This window comes from Marinospirillum celere (assembly GCF_900112235.1).
In the GTDB taxonomy this organism is placed as follows: domain Bacteria; phylum Pseudomonadota; class Gammaproteobacteria; order Pseudomonadales; family Halomonadaceae; genus Marinospirillum; species Marinospirillum celere.
Genome location: NZ_FOLH01000001.1, coordinates 309,948 through 326,650 on the forward strand (window position 1 = coordinate 309,948; position 16,703 = coordinate 326,650).

The 16,703-nt window shown below is 49.3% G+C and carries 17 protein-coding genes; 14 read left to right on the forward strand and 3 right to left on the reverse strand.

Annotation, left to right across the window (positions count from 1 at the left end; all coding sequences use genetic code 11):
- The first annotated feature begins 48 nt into the window (after positions 1–48).
- The 3 genes from lpdA to sucD all read left to right on the forward strand — a co-directional run bounded on the left by lpdA (position 49) and on the right by sucD (position 3,657).
- Entirely contained in the window at positions 49–1,488 is a 1,440-nt protein-coding gene (gene lpdA / locus BM185_RS01530) for a dihydrolipoyl dehydrogenase (protein WP_091958233.1), read from the forward strand.
- Positions 1,489–1,618: 130 nt separating this feature from the next.
- Entirely contained in the window at positions 1,619–2,785 is a 1,167-nt protein-coding gene (gene sucC / locus BM185_RS01535) for an ADP-forming succinate--CoA ligase subunit beta (RefSeq protein WP_091958236.1), read from the forward strand.
- Positions 2,785–3,657 carry a succinate--CoA ligase subunit alpha gene (gene sucD, locus BM185_RS01540; RefSeq protein WP_091958238.1) on the forward strand — a complete coding sequence of 291 codons (873 nt, stop codon included), beginning with the start codon at positions 2,785–2,787 and terminating at the stop codon, positions 3,655–3,657. The genes sucC and sucD overlap by 1 nt, the downstream gene beginning before the upstream one ends.
- Positions 3,658–3,712: 55 nt before the next feature.
- Here sucD and BM185_RS01545 read toward each other — a convergent pair whose 3' ends face one another.
- Both BM185_RS01545 and BM185_RS01550 read right to left on the reverse strand, forming a co-directional pair.
- Positions 3,713–4,282, reverse strand: a complete 570-nt coding sequence (locus tag BM185_RS01545) for a glutathione S-transferase family protein (RefSeq protein WP_091958241.1) — start codon at positions 4,280–4,282, stop codon at positions 3,713–3,715.
- A gap of 122 nt (positions 4,283–4,404) precedes the next feature.
- Positions 4,405–4,650: a DUF2798 domain-containing protein gene (locus BM185_RS01550; protein ID WP_091958244.1), complete on the reverse strand. Its 246-nt coding sequence runs from the start codon at positions 4,648–4,650 to the stop codon at positions 4,405–4,407.
- Between the two features lie 129 nt (positions 4,651–4,779).
- On the opposite strand from BM185_RS01550, the gene BM185_RS01555 reads away from it, so the two are divergent.
- The 9 genes from BM185_RS01555 (at position 4,780) to BM185_RS01595 (ending at position 13,742) form a co-directional block, all read left to right on the forward strand.
- Positions 4,780–5,253: a PaaI family thioesterase gene (locus BM185_RS01555; protein WP_091958248.1), complete on the forward strand. Its 474-nt coding sequence runs from the start codon at positions 4,780–4,782 to the stop codon at positions 5,251–5,253.
- Positions 5,253–5,708: a PaaI family thioesterase gene (locus BM185_RS01560; RefSeq protein WP_091958252.1), complete on the forward strand. Its 456-nt coding sequence runs from the start codon at positions 5,253–5,255 to the stop codon at positions 5,706–5,708. Before BM185_RS01555 ends, BM185_RS01560 begins: the two co-directional genes overlap by 1 nt.
- A gap of 83 nt (positions 5,709–5,791) precedes the next feature.
- A complete protein-coding gene (gene htpG / locus BM185_RS01565) occupies positions 5,792–7,681 on the forward strand; it encodes a molecular chaperone HtpG (protein WP_091958255.1) in 1,890 nt (629 codons plus the stop codon).
- A gap of 174 nt (positions 7,682–7,855) precedes the next feature.
- Positions 7,856–8,821 (forward strand): D-alanyl-D-alanine carboxypeptidase family protein, encoded by a 966-nt coding sequence (locus tag BM185_RS01570; RefSeq protein ID WP_091958257.1) that lies wholly within the window; start codon positions 7,856–7,858, stop codon positions 8,819–8,821.
- A 108-nt stretch (positions 8,822–8,929) separates the two neighbouring features.
- Positions 8,930–9,784: a glucosaminidase domain-containing protein gene (locus BM185_RS01575; protein WP_091958260.1), complete on the forward strand. Its 855-nt coding sequence runs from the start codon at positions 8,930–8,932 to the stop codon at positions 9,782–9,784.
- 57 nt (positions 9,785–9,841) lie between these two features.
- Entirely contained in the window at positions 9,842–11,305 is a 1,464-nt protein-coding gene (locus BM185_RS01580; RefSeq protein WP_091958263.1) for a protein adenylyltransferase SelO, read from the forward strand.
- Positions 11,306–11,401: 96 nt separating this feature from the next.
- Positions 11,402–12,469: an NAD(P)H-dependent glycerol-3-phosphate dehydrogenase gene (locus BM185_RS01585; protein ID WP_091958266.1), complete on the forward strand. Its 1,068-nt coding sequence runs from the start codon at positions 11,402–11,404 to the stop codon at positions 12,467–12,469.
- Positions 12,470–12,477: 8 nt separating this feature from the next.
- The gene (locus BM185_RS01590) at positions 12,478–12,840 is read left to right on the forward strand and encodes a DUF4389 domain-containing protein (protein ID WP_091958268.1); all 363 of its coding nucleotides are present in this window, start codon (positions 12,478–12,480) and stop codon (positions 12,838–12,840) included.
- Positions 12,837–13,742 (forward strand): alpha/beta hydrolase, encoded by a 906-nt coding sequence (locus BM185_RS01595; RefSeq protein ID WP_091958271.1) that lies wholly within the window; start codon positions 12,837–12,839, stop codon positions 13,740–13,742. Before BM185_RS01590 ends, BM185_RS01595 begins: the two co-directional genes overlap by 4 nt.
- Here the strand turns inward: BM185_RS01595 and BM185_RS01600 are convergent.
- Complete coding sequence (locus tag BM185_RS01600; protein WP_091958273.1) at positions 13,739–14,536, reverse strand: alpha/beta fold hydrolase; 798 nt, start codon at positions 14,534–14,536, stop codon at positions 13,739–13,741. The genes BM185_RS01595 and BM185_RS01600 overlap by 4 nt on opposite strands.
- A 257-nt stretch (positions 14,537–14,793) precedes the next feature.
- Between BM185_RS01600 and BM185_RS01605 the strand changes: the two genes are divergently transcribed.
- Together BM185_RS01605 and BM185_RS01610 are read left to right on the forward strand one after the other, a co-directional pair.
- The gene (locus BM185_RS01605) at positions 14,794–15,738 is read left to right on the forward strand and encodes an AEC family transporter (protein WP_091958276.1); all 945 of its coding nucleotides are present in this window, start codon (positions 14,794–14,796) and stop codon (positions 15,736–15,738) included.
- A 9-nt stretch (positions 15,739–15,747) separates the two neighbouring features.
- Entirely contained in the window at positions 15,748–16,701 is a 954-nt protein-coding gene (locus BM185_RS01610) for an alpha/beta fold hydrolase (RefSeq protein WP_091958278.1), read from the forward strand.
- Positions 16,702–16,703: the final 2 nt, after the last annotated feature.

A 16,703-nucleotide genomic window follows, 5' to 3' on the forward strand; every position in this document is an offset into this window, starting at 1 on the left:
TCCGGACTTTGCTGAAATCTCCTGACACCCTAAAGACAGGAAAAAAATATGTCTGATAAATATGATGTAGTGGTAATTGGTGCAGGCCCTGGCGGCTATGTTGCAGCAATACGTGCAGCGCAGCTGGGTCTTAAAACCGCCTGTGTGGAAAAGTGGATCAGCAAGGAAGGCAAGCCTGTTTTGGGTGGAACCTGCCTGAACGTAGGCTGTATTCCTTCCAAAGCCTTGCTGGAAGCCTCTCATAAGTACCATGAAGCCAAGCATGATTTTGCTGATCTGGGTATTGAAGCCAAAGACGTCAAAATGGACGTCAAAAAAATGGTTGCCCGCAAGGATAAAATCGTCACACAGCTGACTGGCGGTATTGCCATGCTGTTTAAAGCCAATGGCGTTACGGCTTATGAAGGTACAGGTAAGCTCCAGGCTGGCAAGAAAGTTGAAGTGACCAGCCATGATGGTAAAACTCAGACCATTGAAGCTGAGAACGTCATCATAGCTTCCGGCTCAGTGCCTGTTGAAATTCCTTCAGCTCCTCTGACTGAAGGCGTGATTGTTGATTCGACGGGCGCTCTGGAAATCACCGAAACTCCTAAGCGTATGGGTGTTATCGGTGGTGGTGTTATCGGCCTTGAGCTGGGCTCTGTATGGAAGCGCCTGGGTTCTGAAGTTACCGTATTCGAGGCCATGGACAGCTTCCTGGCAGCTGTTGATCAACAGATTGCCAAGGATGTTAAAAAATCCATGACCAAACAGGGTCTGGAAATTGAACTGGGTGCCCGCGTCACTTCGACTGAAATTAAAGGCAAAGAAGTGGAAGTGACCTACACCGATTCCAAAGGTGAGCACAAGAAAACCTTCGACAAGCTGGTGGTTTGTGTGGGTCGTAAGCCTTATACCCAGGGTGTACTGGCAGACGACTCAGGTGTTTCTCTGGATGAGCGTGGTTTCATCTTTGTTGATGACCAGTGTCGTACTGAAGCTCCTGGTGTTTATGCCATTGGTGATGTGGTGCGTGGCCCCATGCTGGCTCACAAGGCATCTGAAGAAGGCATCATGGTGGCTGACATTATTGCCGGTCATAAACCTGAAATGAACTATGACGCCATCCCTAATGTTATCTATACCTTCCCAGAAGTGGCTTGGGTTGGTAAGACTGAAGAAGAACTGAAAGCATCAGGCACTCCTTACAAGTCAGGTGTCTTTCCTTTCTCAGCAATTGGTCGTGCCATGGCCAACAACTGCACTGAGGGAATGGTGAAAATCCTGGCACACGAAGAAACTGATCGTGTTTTGGGTATGCATATCTTTGGTCAGAATGCAGGTGAAATGATTCACAACGGCGTTATTGCCCTGGAATTCGCTTCTTCTGCTGAAGATCTGGCCTTGACCTGTTTCGCACACCCAACCTTGTCCGAAGCAGTGCATGAAGCAGCTCTGGCTGTGGATGGTCACGCCATTCACATGGCCAATAAGAAAAAGCGCAAATAAATCGGATGCGCTTCTAGGTAGGTCGGCCTGACCGGCTGGCCTACGGGGGACAGCCAGCCACTGTTGATTATCATCTGCAGTGGCTGGCTGTCATCAAAGTAAGTAACAGACAAAAGACGGCATAGTACTTATGAACCTGCACGAATATCAGGGAAAAAAACTTTTCGCCGATTACGGTCTGCCAGTTTCCACCGGTTTTGCAGTAGATACTCCGGAAGAAGCGGCTGAAGCCTGTAAAAAAATCGGTGGTAACATGTGGGTCGTTAAGGCCCAGGTCCACGCTGGTGGCCGTGGTAAAGCGGGCGGCGTTAAGCTGATCAAATCAGCTGAAGAGGCTTCAGAATTTGCCAAGCAGTGGCTGGGCAAAAACCTGGTAACCTACCAGACAGATAAAAACGGTCAGCCAGTCAGTAAAATTCTGGTTGAAAGCTGCACTGATATCGCTCAGGAACTCTACCTGGGTGCAGTCTTGGACCGTGCCAGTGGTCGCATCGTTTTCATGGCTTCCACTGAAGGTGGCGTTGAGATCGAAAAGGTTGCTGAAGAGACACCTGAAAAGATTTTGAAAGCTGAGGTTGACCCCTTAACCGGAGCTCAACCTTATCAGGCGCGTGAAATTGGTTTTAAACTGGGCCTGAATCCAGACCAAATCAAACAGTTCACCAAGATCTTCCTGGGTCTGGCCAAACTGTTTGAAGAAAAAGACTTGGCTCTGCTGGAAATCAACCCCCTGGTTATCACTGACGAAGGCAACCTGCATTGCTTGGATGCCAAGGTCGTGATCGACTCCAACGCTCTCTATCGTCACAAGGATCTGCAGGAAATGCGCGATCCTTCTCAGGAAGATGAGCGTGAAGCCAATGCCGCCAAGTGGGAGCTGAACTATGTTGCTCTCGATGGCAACATCGGCTGCATGGTTAATGGTGCGGGTCTGGCCATGGGAACCATGGATATCGTCAACCTGCATAACGGCCAGCCAGCCAACTTCCTGGATGTTGGTGGTGGTGCGACCAAAGAGCGGGTTGCTGAAGCCTTCAAAATCATTCTGTCTGACAGCAATGTGAAGGCTGTACTGGTCAACATCTTTGGCGGTATCGTGCGTTGCGATATGATCGCTGAAGGTATTATCGGTGCTGTTGAACAGGTCGGTGTTAAAGTGCCTGTCGTTGTCCGCCTTGAAGGCAACAATGCAGAACTGGGCTCCAAAAAACTGGCTGAAAGCGGTCTGAACATCATCGCTGCCACCAGTCTGACAGATGCAGCTCAGCAAGTTGTTAAAGCGGCGGAGGGCAAGTAATGAGCGTATTGATCAATAAAGACACTAAAGTCATCTGCCAGGGTTTTACTGGTGGTCAGGGTACTTTCCACTCTGAACAAGCCATTGCTTACGGCACCAAAATGGTTGGTGGTGTAACGCCTGGTAAGGGTGGTACAACTCACCTGGGTCTGCCCGTTTTCAACACCGTTAAAGAAGCTGTTGAAGCGACTGGTGCTGAAGCCTCTGTGATCTATGTTCCTGCACCCTTCTGTAAGGATTCTATCCTGGAAGCGGCCAATGCCGGTATCAAGCTGATCGTAACCATCACTGAAGGCATTCCTACTTTGGATATGCTGGATGCCAAGGTTAAGTGTGATGAGCTGGGTGTAACCCTTATTGGCCCTAACTGCCCAGGCGTTATTACTCCTGGCGAGTGCAAAATCGGCATCATGCCTGGTCACATTCACAAGCCAGGCAAGGTCGGTATCGTTTCTCGTTCCGGTACTCTGACGTATGAAGCGGTCAAGCAGACCACTGATCATGGTTTTGGTCAGTCTACCTGTGTTGGTATTGGTGGTGACCCTATTCCGGGTTCCAGCTTCATCGACATTCTGAAGCTCTTCCAGGAAGATCCCCAAACTGAAGCCATCGTTATGATCGGCGAGATTGGTGGTTCTGCTGAAGAAGAAGCGGCTGCTTTCATTAAAGCCAATGTCACCAAGCCCGTTGTTTCCTACATTGCTGGTGTTACGGCACCTCCTGGCAAGCGTATGGGTCACGCTGGCGCGATTATCGCTGGTGGTAAGGGTACTGCAGATGAGAAGTTTGCTGCCCTGGAAGACGCAGGTGTTAAAACCGTGCGTTCGCTGGCTGATATCGGTGATGCCCTGAAGGAAGTCACTGGCTGGTAAGCTCAGCGACTTGTCTTTCAAAACCGCCATCTCCTTTGGGAGGTGGCGGTTTTTTTTATCGTGGATTGGTCAGTTGGACATACTCATGATCTTGATGTTTATCTCTGAATTCTTTAAGCGCCGGGGTATTTTCAAGATTTTCAAGGTGCCTGAAGTCGATCCAGTCGAGCAGGCAAAACAGGCAGATTGCGGGGTAGTTCCATTGTTTGAAGTGTCCAGCCGAAACCATGCCTTCAAAATGCAGTAACAGATTATTGATATGTTCTCTCTGTAAATTGAAGTAAAAGCTATCCTGATGGGTATCAACACCCGATTTCGATAACATAAACAGGTGAACATAGGCTTGGTTGGCTTCATCAATCAGGCTTAGAGTATTCTCGTCATCCAGGGTTAACTCTTCGCGTTGTAGTTTCTTATTGAGAAAACTGAATATAATTCGCGAATCAAAGATGGTTTCCTTGCCGAGCTGTAACAGCGGGATTTTTCGTGCTGGGCTTACACTTTCCAATTGTGCGCGCCCTTCGCTTGAAAACACATCCAGGGCAACAAACTCATAATCGGTATTTTCCAGCCAAATACGCAGACGTCTGACATAGGGTGAGGTCAGAGAACCAAAGAGTTTCATAAGTTACCTCCCAACAAGTAGCTGATTTTTATTTTGATCTTAGGCATGACTAACTCCAGTTGGGTGCGCACTTGTTTAAAGGTCTCCATCAGCAGTTTAGGCGCTTGCCGTGAATTTACCAGCTATCCGGCTTGATCTGGCGCTTTGCGAATCAGTTTTCCTGCGAGCTGTTGGAGGCGAGGTGCACCGATTAAAATCAGCACAAATGCAATGGGCCAGGCAATATAGAAAGCACGCCACCAGCGGCTTAGAAAGCCAGCATCCAAACCTGTATTGACCAGAGTGATCACAAAAGTCATTAAAGTGACCATATAAATAGACATCAGGAAAGAAAATACGTAGCGGGCATATTTTGCAGGAAACAGCATTTAAGGCTCCAGTTGTCCTATTTCAGAAGAGGCTCATCTTAGACTGACGAGAGTCTTCTGCCCAGACCTTTCCCTCAAGGTAACTTGGATGTATGCTGGTCAAACAAGTGTTTGCATAAAGTGAAAGTAATGACTAACCAACAAAAATTAAAAGGAATCAAGAAGTTCATGACTCTGATTCCCCATTGCAAAGTATTGGATATGCAGGCGGAAGAGGTGAGTGATGAAGGTGTTCTTCTGTCTCTGCAGGGTGATAAGCGCTTTGTAGGCAATGCTGAAAAACAGTTGATTCATGGCGGTGTCCTCACTGTTTTGATGGATACCGCCTGTGGTTCAGCGGCTATTCTTGGCCTGGAGCAACCTGAAGTTTGTCCCACCGTTGATTTGCGCATGGATCACTACCGTGCTGCCGAAGCAGGGCGCAGGCTTTACTGCCGTGCCTGGGTAACCCGAGTGGCCAGCCAAATTGTTTTTACCGAAGGTCTGATCTGGCAGGACTCTGAGCTGCCCATAGCCAAGGGAACAGGAACCTTTATGCGCCTGGGTGGTGAGCGAACGCCCAAGGGTTTTGCTGAGCATCTTTTTGGTCAGGAGGCAGGCTAATGAATGAAAGTGATTTGCAAGGTGGTCAACTGGGCCAACGCCTGTCCGCTGAAGCTGTGAATACCTGGTTTGATAGGATTCCCTATGGCCAGCTCCTGGGGGTGAAGGCCTTGGAAGCCGAACAGGACCTCTTCTTTGAACTGGCAGCCAACTCTTCCAACGTCGGTAACCCACTTTTGCCAGCTTTGCATGGCGGTGTGATCGCTGCCTTTATGGAAACTGCCGCTATTCTCAACGTCATGGCCTATTCAGGTGGGCAGCGAGTACCCAAGGTGATCGACTTTTCGATCGATTATCTACGCTCAGCACGTCTGCAGCCCACCTGGGCCGCCTGTGAGTTGGGCCGTCTGGGCAAACGTGTGGTGAATGTTTCAGTGACCGCCTGGCAAGGGGATCAAAAAGATCAGCCAGTCGCCCTGGCGCGTGCGCATCTGGTTTGGCCAAATGACAGCTAGCCACCCTTGAATTTTTTCTGCCTGCCCCCATCTTGAGAGAAACCCGAAAGTTAAACCCCAAGCTGTTCAGGAGACATCCCTCAATGAGTCAGGCAGAAAAACAAACTCTTGGTTTTCAGACTGAAGTTAAGCAACTCCTGCACCTGATGGTGCACGCCCTCTACTCCAATCGCGAAATCTTTCTGCGCGAGCTCATTTCCAATGCTTCCGATGCCTGCGATAAGCTGCGCTTCCAGGCCATCAAGCATCCGGCCCTGCTTGAAGAAGATCCTGATCTGAAGGTCCAAATCAGCAGTGATGAAAAAGCCAATACCATCACCTTGGAAGACAATGGCATCGGCATGGACCGTGAAGACGTCATTGCCAATCTGGGGACTATTGCCCGCTCAGGTACTTCCGAATTTCTTAAGCAGCTTACTGGCGATCAAAAGAAAGACTCTAGCCTGATCGGCCAGTTCGGTGTTGGCTTCTACTCGGCTTTTATTGTTGCCGAAGAAGTGGTCGTGGAAACCCGTAAAGCAGGTACAGCTCAAGCGGATGGCGTGCGCTGGACTTCAACCGGTGATGGTGAATTTACAGTCGAGCCTTTGGAAAAAGCAGGCCGGGGAACGCGCATTACTTTAAAGCTCAAAGAAGATGCCAAGGAATTTGCCAGCAGCTTCCGCTTGCGCAATGTGATTCAAAAATACTCGGATCATATTGGTCTGCCCATTCAGCTGCTTAAAGAAACTGAAGAAAAAGAAAGCGAAGAAGCCACTCAGGAATGGGAAACCGTTAACAAAGCTAATGCGCTTTGGACCCGAGGCAAATCGGATATTAAGGATGAAGAATACAAGGAGTTCTACAAGCATGTTGCCCATGACTTTGAAGAACCTCTGACCTGGAGCCATAACAAGGTTGAAGGCAAGCAGGAATATACTTCTTTGCTTTATGTGCCCAAGCGTGCGCCCTTTGATCTCTACCATCGTGAAGCTCCACGTGGCTTGAAGCTCTATGTGCAACGTGTCTTTATCCTGGATAACGCAGAGCAATTCCTGCCGCTGTATCTGCGCTTCATTAAAGGGGTGGTTGACTCTTCAGACCTGCCACTGAATATTTCCCGTGAAATTCTGCAACAGAACCCGCAAATTGACAGCATGAAGTCAGCACTTACTAAGCGGGTACTGTCGATGTTGGAAAAGCTGGCCAAGGATGAAGATAAGTACCAGGAGTTTTGGAAGGAGTTTGGTCAGGTGTTGAAAGAAGGCCCTGGCGAAGACTTCAGCAACCGTGAAAAAATTGCCGGTTTGCTGCGTTTCAGTTCTACTCAAGAAGATGAGCAAAAAGTCAGCCTGGCCCAGTATGTTGAGCGGATGAAAGAAGGCCAGGACAAGATCTACTACCTGGTCGGTGAAACCCTGGCACAAATCAAATCCAGTCCCCACCTGGAAGTCTTCCGCAAGAAGGGTATTGAAGTGCTCTTGCTTACTGACCGCATTGATGAATGGTTGATGAGCCACCTCAATGAATTTGATGGCAAGGAAATGGTCGATGTAGCCCGCGGTGACCTGGATCTGGGCGAGCTGGATTCAGAAGAAGACAAAAAAGCTCAGGAAGAAGCCAGTGAAGCCAAGAAGGACCTGGTTGAGCGTGTCAAGAAAGCTTTGGAGGAGCGAGTAAGTGAAGTGAAGGTTTCCACCCGCTTGACTGAATCACCTGCCGTTTTGGTGATGGGTGCCGGTGATCTGGGTGTACAGATGCGCAAAATTCTCGAAGCGGCTGGTCAGAAGGCACCCGATACCAAGCCGATTTTGGAAATCAACCCAGAGCATCCGCTGATGGGGCGCTTGGAAAATGAAACCCGTGAAGAACGCTTTAATGAGCTTGCCCAGGTGCTTTGTGATCAGGCAGCTTTGGCTGCTGGTGAAACCCTGGAAGACCCTGGGCAGTTTGTCCAGCGTTTGAATCGCTTGTTATTAGAACTGAGCAACTGATTCTAAGAAAATCAAGCAACTAATTAAGCCCGGTAATCGCCGGGCTTAATTTTATTTATGGCCTTGATTAAGAAATACCATAGTTTGGCTATCGGTTCTTCTGGACAGCTTCATGCCAGCTTAGTAAAGTTTACTCCGAATACATAAAAACTATGGGAAGAAGTGGAGATATTTGTGGAAAGAAGAACACTTCTGAAAGCACTTTCGGTCAGCGGCTTTGTAGCCTTGGGTAGTGGTTCTGTTCTACGCCAGCTTAACCTGACCAAACAGTTGCCGGACAGTTTTGGAATGGGAGCAGCACAAGGGCAGTGGGCCGCAATTAACCTGCAACAGGGTATGGAAGATATCTTGCCAACTGAGATCAGTCAGGCACTTTCCCAAGCACACCAGCAGGCGGTTGAACAAGAGCTGGCTGCCAATGGTGAGGTCGATACCCAAACGCGAACTCGTTATTTTGAAAGCGTTTTTGATGATGACTATTTTCTGCCCGAAGAGAAAATGGATGTCATGCTTTCTACCTATCACCGTTTGGATCGGGTTCAGGATATTGTTGGTCATGGTAACTTCAACCTGCTGTCTTTTGATGAAGCTCTGCTCTATGCCCGCAATTATTCACAGATAGGTGCTTTCACCCGTGCCGAAATGGAATTCATGGAAGAGCTTTTCCATACCGATGCCAGTCTCTATGGTTTCCATGGTGAAAAGGTGATGGATAGCATGACGCAAAGTATTTCGCGTCGTGACGTCGAAAGTGTTCCTGGAACGGGTCACTTTTTGTTTAAAGGCAAAAGCCGCGAATTTTATAGCCAGCTTCAAGAGCAGGTAGGTGATGACCTGGTTCTTACCTCAGGTGTGCGCAGTCTGATTAAGCAAACCCACCTCTTTTTAGCGAAAGCCGAGCAGTCAGCGGGCAATATGTCAAAAGCTTCGCGCTCGCTTGCACCTCCGGGGCATTCTTACCATGCTACGGGTGACTTTGATGTTGGTAAAGTTGGTTTTGGTTATCGGAACTTCAGTGATGATTTTGCGGAAACCGATCTTTACCGCCGTCTCCAAGATCTGGGCTTTGTACATATTCGCTATACGACGGATAATAGCTATGGTGTACGTTATGAACCCTGGCACATTCAAGTAACCTGAATCAAACAGGCCCTTATTAAGGTCGAAAAACCTCAGCAGCTGCTGAGGTTTTTTCTTTCAGGGTATTTTCAATTAAAATTGAGCATTCAAGTCAATTAAGGAATTTGCATGCAAGAGCCTGAAGCTTCCCCGTTGTTTTTTCGTGGTTTAATTCTGATCTCTTTGGTCGTGGCTCTCGGTGCTCTGGTGTCTGAGTGGCTGGACCCTCACCAGGAACCGCTATTGCAGCGCTTTGAAGCAGAAGCGCCCGACCCTTTAGAGCAGATGCCGGATTATTCGGACATCACTCATGTTCCCTGGCGTAAAGAGGCTTTTTTTACCGCTTTGGTGCCCCTGGTTATTTTTGAAAATCAGTTTATAGCCTGGCAGCGGGAGCAGTTGGAAACTGCTTATCAGGCCCAGCAAGAAGGTCAAGCCCTGACCCCTACGGATGAGCGCTTGCTGCGTGAAATTTTTGATTACTATCGAGTGACTTGGCCTGCCAGCGAAGAAGATTGGCAACTGATTATGAAAAGGGCCCATCCAGTGCCAGAAGACCTGGTGCTGATGCAAGGTGCCAAGGAATCAGGCTGGGGCACTTCACGTTTTGCCCAGCAGGGTAATAATCTTTTCGGGCAATGGTGTTTTACCGAAGGTTGTGGCTTGGTTCCAGAAAGACGCACACCGGATATGAATCACGAGGTGCGTCTTTTTGACAGTGTGCAGTCCAGCGTGCGCAGCTACCTGCGTAACATCAATACTCACCGTGCTTACCGGAAGCTACGAGAGCTGCGCCAAGAGCTTTATCAGGAAGAAGATCGTGAGCCCACGGGGGTTGACCTGGCTCCAGGGTTAATCAGCTATTCAGAAAGACGCCAGGCCTATGTTGATGAAGTAATCAATCTGATCCTGGCTAATTTCGAAGAAATTCAACAGGCTCTGGAAGCCTATCAGCAAGAGGCTTCACAAGCCGATACGGAATAGGGCTGCGATCCAGGTAATAACCTAGTAAAATACTAAGTTATTGCCTGGAGGTTACCTATGTCCACTCTGGATTCATTGAATCTTGATAATCGCTATGCCCAGCTTCCTCAGCGTTTTTTTCAATTTAAAGCCCCTGAGCGCCTGCGCCTTCCTGGTTATCTGGTTGGCCTGAGTACCGACACTGCCCGGCTACTGGGTCTGGATCCCTGTCAGTTAAATGAAGACCAGTTAGTGCGGATCATGACTGGACATGCCTCCCTGCCAGGTAGTGAGCCTCTGGCCATGAAATATGCAGGCCATCAGTTTGGTTACTACAATCCTGATTTAGGGGATGGTCGTGGCCTGCTTTTAGGTGAAGTGACCACTGCCGGTCAGGAGCACTGGGAGCTGCATCTGAAAGGCGCTGGACAGACGGCCTTTTCCCGCTTTGGTGATGGTCGCGCAGTGCTGCGTTCCAGTATTCGTGAATTTCTGGGTAGTGAAGCCCTTCATCATCTGGGTATTCCCACTACACGTGCTCTGGCCGTAGTGATGACCGGTGAAAGTGTACGTCGTGAGCAATTGGAGCCTGGAGCCACACTGCTCAGAGTGACGCCCAGCCATCTTCGTTTTGGTCATTTTGAACATTTTTATTACCGCCAGGATCATGAAGGCCAGCAAGCACTACTTGACTTTGCTTTACAAAACTATTTCCCCGAACTCCTTTCCACAGCTGAACCGGCTGCTGAGCTCTTTGCAGAGGTGATGCAACGGACAGCTCGCCTGGTTGCCCACTGGCAGGCTTTGGGTTTTTGCCACGGCGTATTGAATACAGACAATATGTCCTTGTTGGGTGAAACCCTTGATTACGGTCCCTTTGCCTTTTTGGACTTCTATCAACCCGGCCTGGTGGCCAATCATAGTGATGACCGTGGTCGTTATGCTTTTGAACACCAGCCGGATATCGTTCAGTGGAACCTGGCTTGCTTGGCCCAATCCCTGATCAAACTCGCGCCTGTTGAAGCCCTCAAGGACAGCTTGCAGCGTTTTCCCGGGCTTTACCAAAAGGCTTACCGTGAACGCCTATCGCAACGCTTGGGGCTGGACCCAGTTGCTGACTGGCCCCTGGTGAAAGACTTTTTGAGCTTGTGTGAAAAAGGACGTCTGGACTGGACCCAATTACTTCGCTTGTTGGCTGAGCAGCGGCTGGAAGAAGCTGAGGCCCTGATGAAAGAGCCAGCGATGGCCGTGAGCCGGGAAGCCGTAGATGCTTGGCTGCTGGCTTGGGAAGAGCGAACAGGGCATTACTTTGCAACGAAACAACAGCGTCAGCAACTTCTGGAAAGCAGAAACCCTTGGGTGCTGCCTAGAACCCACCTTTTGCAAAAGGCGATAGAAGCAGCCGAAGGCGGTGATTTCAGTGAAGTAGAACGCCAGTTGGCGATTTTTAAGCAGCCTTTTGATGCCAGCCAGCGTCAACCAGGTGATTGGGAATCACCACCCGTAGACAAGCAGTGCTTGTCCTTATCCTGTTCATCCTGACAGCTTGTTGCAGGTCTTTACTTGTAGTAGCGTCAAATAAGTTACAATAGATCTAGATAATCTATTTATTTAGCTTTAGCTATTGTAAGGAATGCCATGACAGCAAGTGTGACTGTTGCAGTAATTGGTGGTGGCAGTTTTGGTACTGCGCTGGCCTCAATTGTTGCCGATAATGGACATCCAACCCGGCTCTGGGTCAGGAACCCTGAATTGGCCGAAGCGATTAATCGCGAGCATCGTAACCCCCGCTATATGCCGGACTTACAGCTACCTGAGACTGTACAGGCAACTTCTGATCTGGAAGAAGCCTTAGAGGGTGCTGAGCTGGTTTTTCTGGCTATTCCCAGTAAAGGCTTTGCGCAGGTTTTAGAGCAAGCCCGTCCTTTTTTGAAGCCCGAGCAGCTGTTGGTCAGTACAACCAAGGGTTTTGAAGAAAAGGGTTTTAAGCTGATGAGCCAGCTGATGGCTGAAATCACCGGTTTTACCCATTTGGGAGTGCTGTCAGGTCCCAACCTGGCCAGTGAGCTGGCGCAAAAGCAATTGACTGGAACCGTTATTGCAAGTGATGATGATTTAACGCGTGCAACGGTGCAGCAGGTCTTGGGTAATCGTTATTTCCGGGTTTATGCCAATACCGATATCTATGGTGCGGAATTGGGTGGAGCCCTCAAGAATATCTATGCCATAGCAGCAGGCATGGCGGCTGCCTTGGGTATGGGAGAAAATACACGAAGTATGCTGATGACCCGGGCCCTGGCTGAAATGAGTCGTTTTGCGGTCAGTCTTGGCGCCAACCCCATGACCTTTTTGGGTCTGGCCGGTGTCGGAGACTTGATCGTAACCTGTACCTCGCCCTTGTCCCGTAACTATCGGGTCGGTCAGGCTTTAGGGCAGGGTAAGAGTCTGGATGAGGTGGTCGAGTCGCTTGGGCAGGTGGCGGAAGGGGTAAACACTGTCCGTTTGGTCAAAGCGAAAGCGGATGAAATGGGAATTTATATGCCCCTAGTACAAGCACTCTATCTAGTCCTGTTTGAAAACCATAGCCCCAGAGAAATGGCCGGCTCCATGATGGGCAATGAGCAAAGTACTGATGTTGAATTTGTATTGCCCCGAGACGAGGTGCTGAAATCAGCACAAAAAATTACCCGGGTTGCATCTGACTGAGGAGATTAATGATGGCGACTTCTTCGACACCCATCAAAGAACGGATAAGAGATGAAAGCTTCTGGTTGCGTCTACCCTTTATGCTCTTGTTTTTCCTGGCCTGGAAACTGAACGAACTGATTTTGTTGGGCGTGGTTTTGGTCCAAGTGGTCCTGCGCCTGTTTACAGGAAGACCGCAACCTCAACTGCTGGCTTTGGGTTCTCAGTTAACTCGCTATGGCTACCAGATCTTTCGTTACCTCACCTTTAACAGTGAAGCTAAACCCTTTCCCTTTGCGGAATGGCCCACAAGTGAACCTGTTGATCTGGACCCTTATCAGCCCAGAGACCCTCTGGTTGACCAGGAAGAAACTTCTGGGAAAACCTCATGAGTAATGAAATGCTGTGGCCGCTAGCAGTCATGCAGCAAGGTGTGGATTTGTTTAATCGCCAGCTTTTGGCCAGCCAGTGCCGTTTGCTGCGTGATTACTTGAATGAACTCAATGCCAGCAGCCGGATTCCTCATGATGTTGATTGCCTGGAATTAGAAATTGGCGGCCGCCAGGCAGAGCTACTTAGCTTAAAAGCCAGTCATACTCAACGCTACCTGCTCTATCTGCATGGCGGTGGCTTTGCGTTGGGCTCTTTGGATACCCACCGAGAACTGGCCATTGCCTTTGCCCGCCATACTGATGCCCGCGTCCTGGTGATTGACTACCGCTTGGCACCTGACTACCCCTGGCCCAATGGATTTGAAGATGTGCAGGCAGCCTATGAGTGGCTGATCGAGCAGGGGGTAGATGCCTCCCGCTTGACCCTGGCAGGGGATTCAGCAGGTGGTGGTCTGGCCTTATCCCTGATGCAAACTCTAAGGCAGCAGCACAAGCAACAACCTGCAGCCTGTGTGCTTTTATCACCTTGGGTGGACCTGACTTGTAGTGGCACTTCCATGGAGTTGAATGCAGCAACCGACCCTGTATTGAACAAAGTGCAAATGAATGCTTTTGCAGAGCTTTATGCGGGTAAGAAATCCCTTGATAGCCCGGATATTTCGCCTTTATTCGGTGATCTTGAAGGCTTGGCACCTGTGTCTGTGCAGGTCAGTTTGCAAGAAGTACTGCTTGATGACGCCCGGCGCCTGGTTAAAGGGATTCAAAATGTCGGTGGCCAAGCTGAAATTAAAGAAATGGCTTGGATGCCCCATGTCTGGCAGCTGCTTTATCGCTATCTTCCACAGGCAGCTGCCAGTGTTCGCCAGGCTTCTCGTTTTCTAAAGGTGAATAGCCAAAGCTAAGCGGTGGCAGGCTGTTGAATCAGTTGCAGCAGCAGTTTGCGGGTGGCCTCCGGATTTTCCAAGGGAAACATATGACCTCCGGGAAGTTGCTGGCAGTTAAAGCCCATTTTTTCCAGTTTTTTCGCTCTGGCTGGGGTAATTAAATCAGTCTCACTGCCTCTAATCACGGTAACCGGCAGATTGAGTTTCTTATGACTGCCTGTTAGGTGATCAGCCAGATTGCGAAAAATAGCAACTTCCACTTTTGGCTCAAAACGTAATTTGATCCCGCCTTTGGGGTCCGCCTCTGTGCCTGCATCAACATAGTCCGCCAAGGCTTGCGGATGGAAATTCTGAAAGAGTTTCTTACCTTGAAAATAAGCCAGAGCACTGGCTTGGTCAGGCCAGTGACTGCGTCTACCACGAGTGATACCTGCGGGAGTCACTTTATCGATAAATCCCAAACGTTTGGCCAGTTTTAAGCCCAGACTATCCAAGCCAGTCATCAAGGGTGGGTCCAAGAGGATTAGCTGCTCAAACCTTTCCGGTTGTTCCAGAGCTGCAAGGTAGGTGACGACGCCACCCAGAGAATGACCGACACCAATCAGATGCTTGCCAGGAACCTGCTGGTCCAGATGGGCTAGAAACTCATGGGTCAAATTCTGCCAGTTATTGTTGACTGGGTAACTGGGGTGGTGACCCAAGCGATCCAGAGTTACCACGGGAAAATGGGTTTTCAAGGGCTCTAAAAGGCTGCGATAACTGCCTCCAGGAAAGCCGTTGGCGGGAGCAAAGTGCAAAATCGGTGTTGGCATAAGTAATCCTTAGTTTCAGCTTCAACAATCTTTATACGCCCGTTTAAATGAAATGCAAGGCTTCCGGTTTAGTAAAAATCCATTATCCTAGGAAGCTTTCTAGACGACTGAGTCTAGAGTCAATCAATTGAAAAGGAGATGAATAGCATGAGTTCTGATGATTCCGGATCCAACCAACCCAGTAACAAAGGCTGGCGTAACCTTCTGTTTATGCTGATTGCTTTGGCGGGTATCCTCTATGGTTTGGCGACCCTCTAATGCTGCTGGACACTCTGACTTTCACCTTGGAAGTAACCGCACCAGTTTTTTTACTGGTTTTCCTGGGTATTTTTTTCGCCCGCATTGGCTTGATCAATGATGAATTCAACCGAGTCGCTTCACGGCTGGTTTTCAATGTCACCCTTCCCTTACTGGTTTTTTTAAATCTGCTGAAAACTGATTTGAACCAGGTTTTTGCTTTGGATCTGTTGGTTTATGCTGCTGTGGTCACTCTTTTGGCTTTTGGCTGGCTGGTCTGGCGCGCGAGAAGTTTGCCGGATTTGGCAGATAGGGGTGTTTTTGTTCAGGGCGCTTTCCGGGGTAATCTGGCTATTTTAGGACTTGCACTGGCAGCCAATCAATATGGTGAAGCAGGCGTTGCCCTGGCCTCAATTCTATTGGCCTTGCTGATTGTACTTTATAATTTGTTGTCGGTTGTGGCCTTGAGCCTTTGGCGTAACACGGGGGGGATTAACTGGCCGCGCATGGGACTGGATATCCTTCGCAACCCCTTGATCATTGCTGTATTTTTGGCGGTTCCCTTTTCCTTGTTTGCCTGGCCTCTACCAGAAGTGGGGCTGCAAACAGCCAATTATTTGGCCAGTATGACACTTCCTCTGGCTCTATTATGTATTGGCGCGGCGCTGGACTTGCGTGCCTTGCGAGCAACCAGTAAGGCAGCCCTGACATCCACGGCCTATAAGCTGATACTCTTGCCGTTGCCCATGGTATTTGGTGCCTGGCTGCTGGGTTATGAAGGAATGACCTTGGGTGTTCTCTTCCTGGTTTTTAGTTGTCCAACGGCTGCAGCCAGTTATGTTATGGCCAGAGCCATGGGTGGTAATGCTGTTCTGGCGGCCAATATTGTTGCCCTGACAACCCTTTTTGGGACTTTAAGTATCAGTCTGGGTGTTTTTATTCTTCATTTTACCGGTTTAAGTTAGGAAAGCTTAATGTCTGTACTGCAACCCAGTTTGAATCCTACTCCTGAAGGCAGCACACCGCTTGTTCTGGAATTGCCCCATTTGCAAATGGCTGCCTTAGCCTGGGGTGATCCTGCAGATAAACCTCTGCTTGCTCTTCATGGTTGGCTGGATAATGCCATGACCTATGTTCACCTGGGCCCTGAGTTGGCTAAAGCAGGCTACTATGTTGTTGCCTTGGATTTTGCCGGTCATGGTTTTTCGGATTGGCGTCCGGCAGGTCAGCCTTATTTGTTGATGGAAAACTGCTTTGATGTTCAAGCCGCTGCCCTGGCCTTAGGTTGGTCGCGTTTTACTCTGGTCGGTCATTCTATGGGCGCAGGTGTCGCTTCCTTGTTGGCCGCGGCTCATCCAGAAGCGGTTGAAAAGCTAGTGATGATTGATGGCTTGGGAACGTTAACAACACCCGATGATGAAGCTGCAGCCCAAATGGGCCGTGCTTTGGGGCGTTGGATTGGTCACCAGCAAAAACAACTGCTCCAGGAGGAAGAACCAGCCTTGCCGAGTAAAATCTATGCTTCTATTAAAGAAGCAGCAGAAGCCCGGATGAAAGGCGTTGGCGCGGTTGACTATGAGGCTGCTCTGGCTTTGTGTCAGCGGGCGTTAAAGCAAGTTGATGAAGAGCACGAAGCGGGTGGCTGGTATTGGAGAAGTGATGCACGCTTACGGCACCCTTCACCCTGGCGTTTGACGGAGGCTCAAAATGAAGCCTTTATGCGTGCCATTCAAGCACCGGCCTTGTTGATTGAAGCAGAGCAGGGGCTACTGATTCAGCGTCCTGAAATAGAAACCCGTTTTCAACTTCTGCAAAAAGGGAGCAGACAGGTACTGACCGGAGGTCACCACCTGCATTTGGAAGAAGCGACAGCCGAGGCTAATGCAGCTGTCGTTACCGAGTTTTTACTTAAAGATCATTTGTCTTAAGT

Coding starts and splice junctions, on each gene's coding strand:
- BM185_RS01595 (WP_091958271.1), top strand. CDS start 12,837: ATGAGTAATGAAATGCTGTGGCCGCTAGCAGTCATGCAGCAAGGTGTG.
- BM185_RS01590 (WP_091958268.1), top strand. CDS start 12,478: ATGATGGCGACTTCTTCGACACCCATCAAAGAACGGATAAGAGATGAA.
- BM185_RS01550 (WP_091958244.1), bottom strand. CDS start 4,650: ATGCTGTTTCCTGCAAAATATGCCCGCTACGTATTTTCTTTCCTGATG.
- sucC (WP_091958236.1), top strand. CDS start 1,619: ATGAACCTGCACGAATATCAGGGAAAAAAACTTTTCGCCGATTACGGT.
- BM185_RS01585 (WP_091958266.1), top strand. CDS start 11,402: ATGACAGCAAGTGTGACTGTTGCAGTAATTGGTGGTGGCAGTTTTGGT.
- BM185_RS01600 (WP_091958273.1), bottom strand. CDS start 14,536: ATGCCAACACCGATTTTGCACTTTGCTCCCGCCAACGGCTTTCCTGGA.
- BM185_RS01580 (WP_091958263.1), top strand. CDS start 9,842: ATGTCCACTCTGGATTCATTGAATCTTGATAATCGCTATGCCCAGCTT.
- BM185_RS01545 (WP_091958241.1), bottom strand. CDS start 4,282: ATGAAACTCTTTGGTTCTCTGACCTCACCCTATGTCAGACGTCTGCGT.
- BM185_RS01555 (WP_091958248.1), top strand. CDS start 4,780: ATGACTAACCAACAAAAATTAAAAGGAATCAAGAAGTTCATGACTCTG.
- htpG (WP_091958255.1), top strand. CDS start 5,792: ATGAGTCAGGCAGAAAAACAAACTCTTGGTTTTCAGACTGAAGTTAAG.
- sucD (WP_091958238.1), top strand. CDS start 2,785: ATGAGCGTATTGATCAATAAAGACACTAAAGTCATCTGCCAGGGTTTT.
- BM185_RS01560 (WP_091958252.1), top strand. CDS start 5,253: ATGAATGAAAGTGATTTGCAAGGTGGTCAACTGGGCCAACGCCTGTCC.
- BM185_RS01605 (WP_091958276.1), top strand. CDS start 14,794: ATGCTGCTGGACACTCTGACTTTCACCTTGGAAGTAACCGCACCAGTT.
- lpdA (WP_091958233.1), top strand. CDS start 49: ATGTCTGATAAATATGATGTAGTGGTAATTGGTGCAGGCCCTGGCGGC.
- BM185_RS01575 (WP_091958260.1), top strand. CDS start 8,930: ATGCAAGAGCCTGAAGCTTCCCCGTTGTTTTTTCGTGGTTTAATTCTG.
- BM185_RS01610 (WP_091958278.1), top strand. CDS start 15,748: ATGTCTGTACTGCAACCCAGTTTGAATCCTACTCCTGAAGGCAGCACA.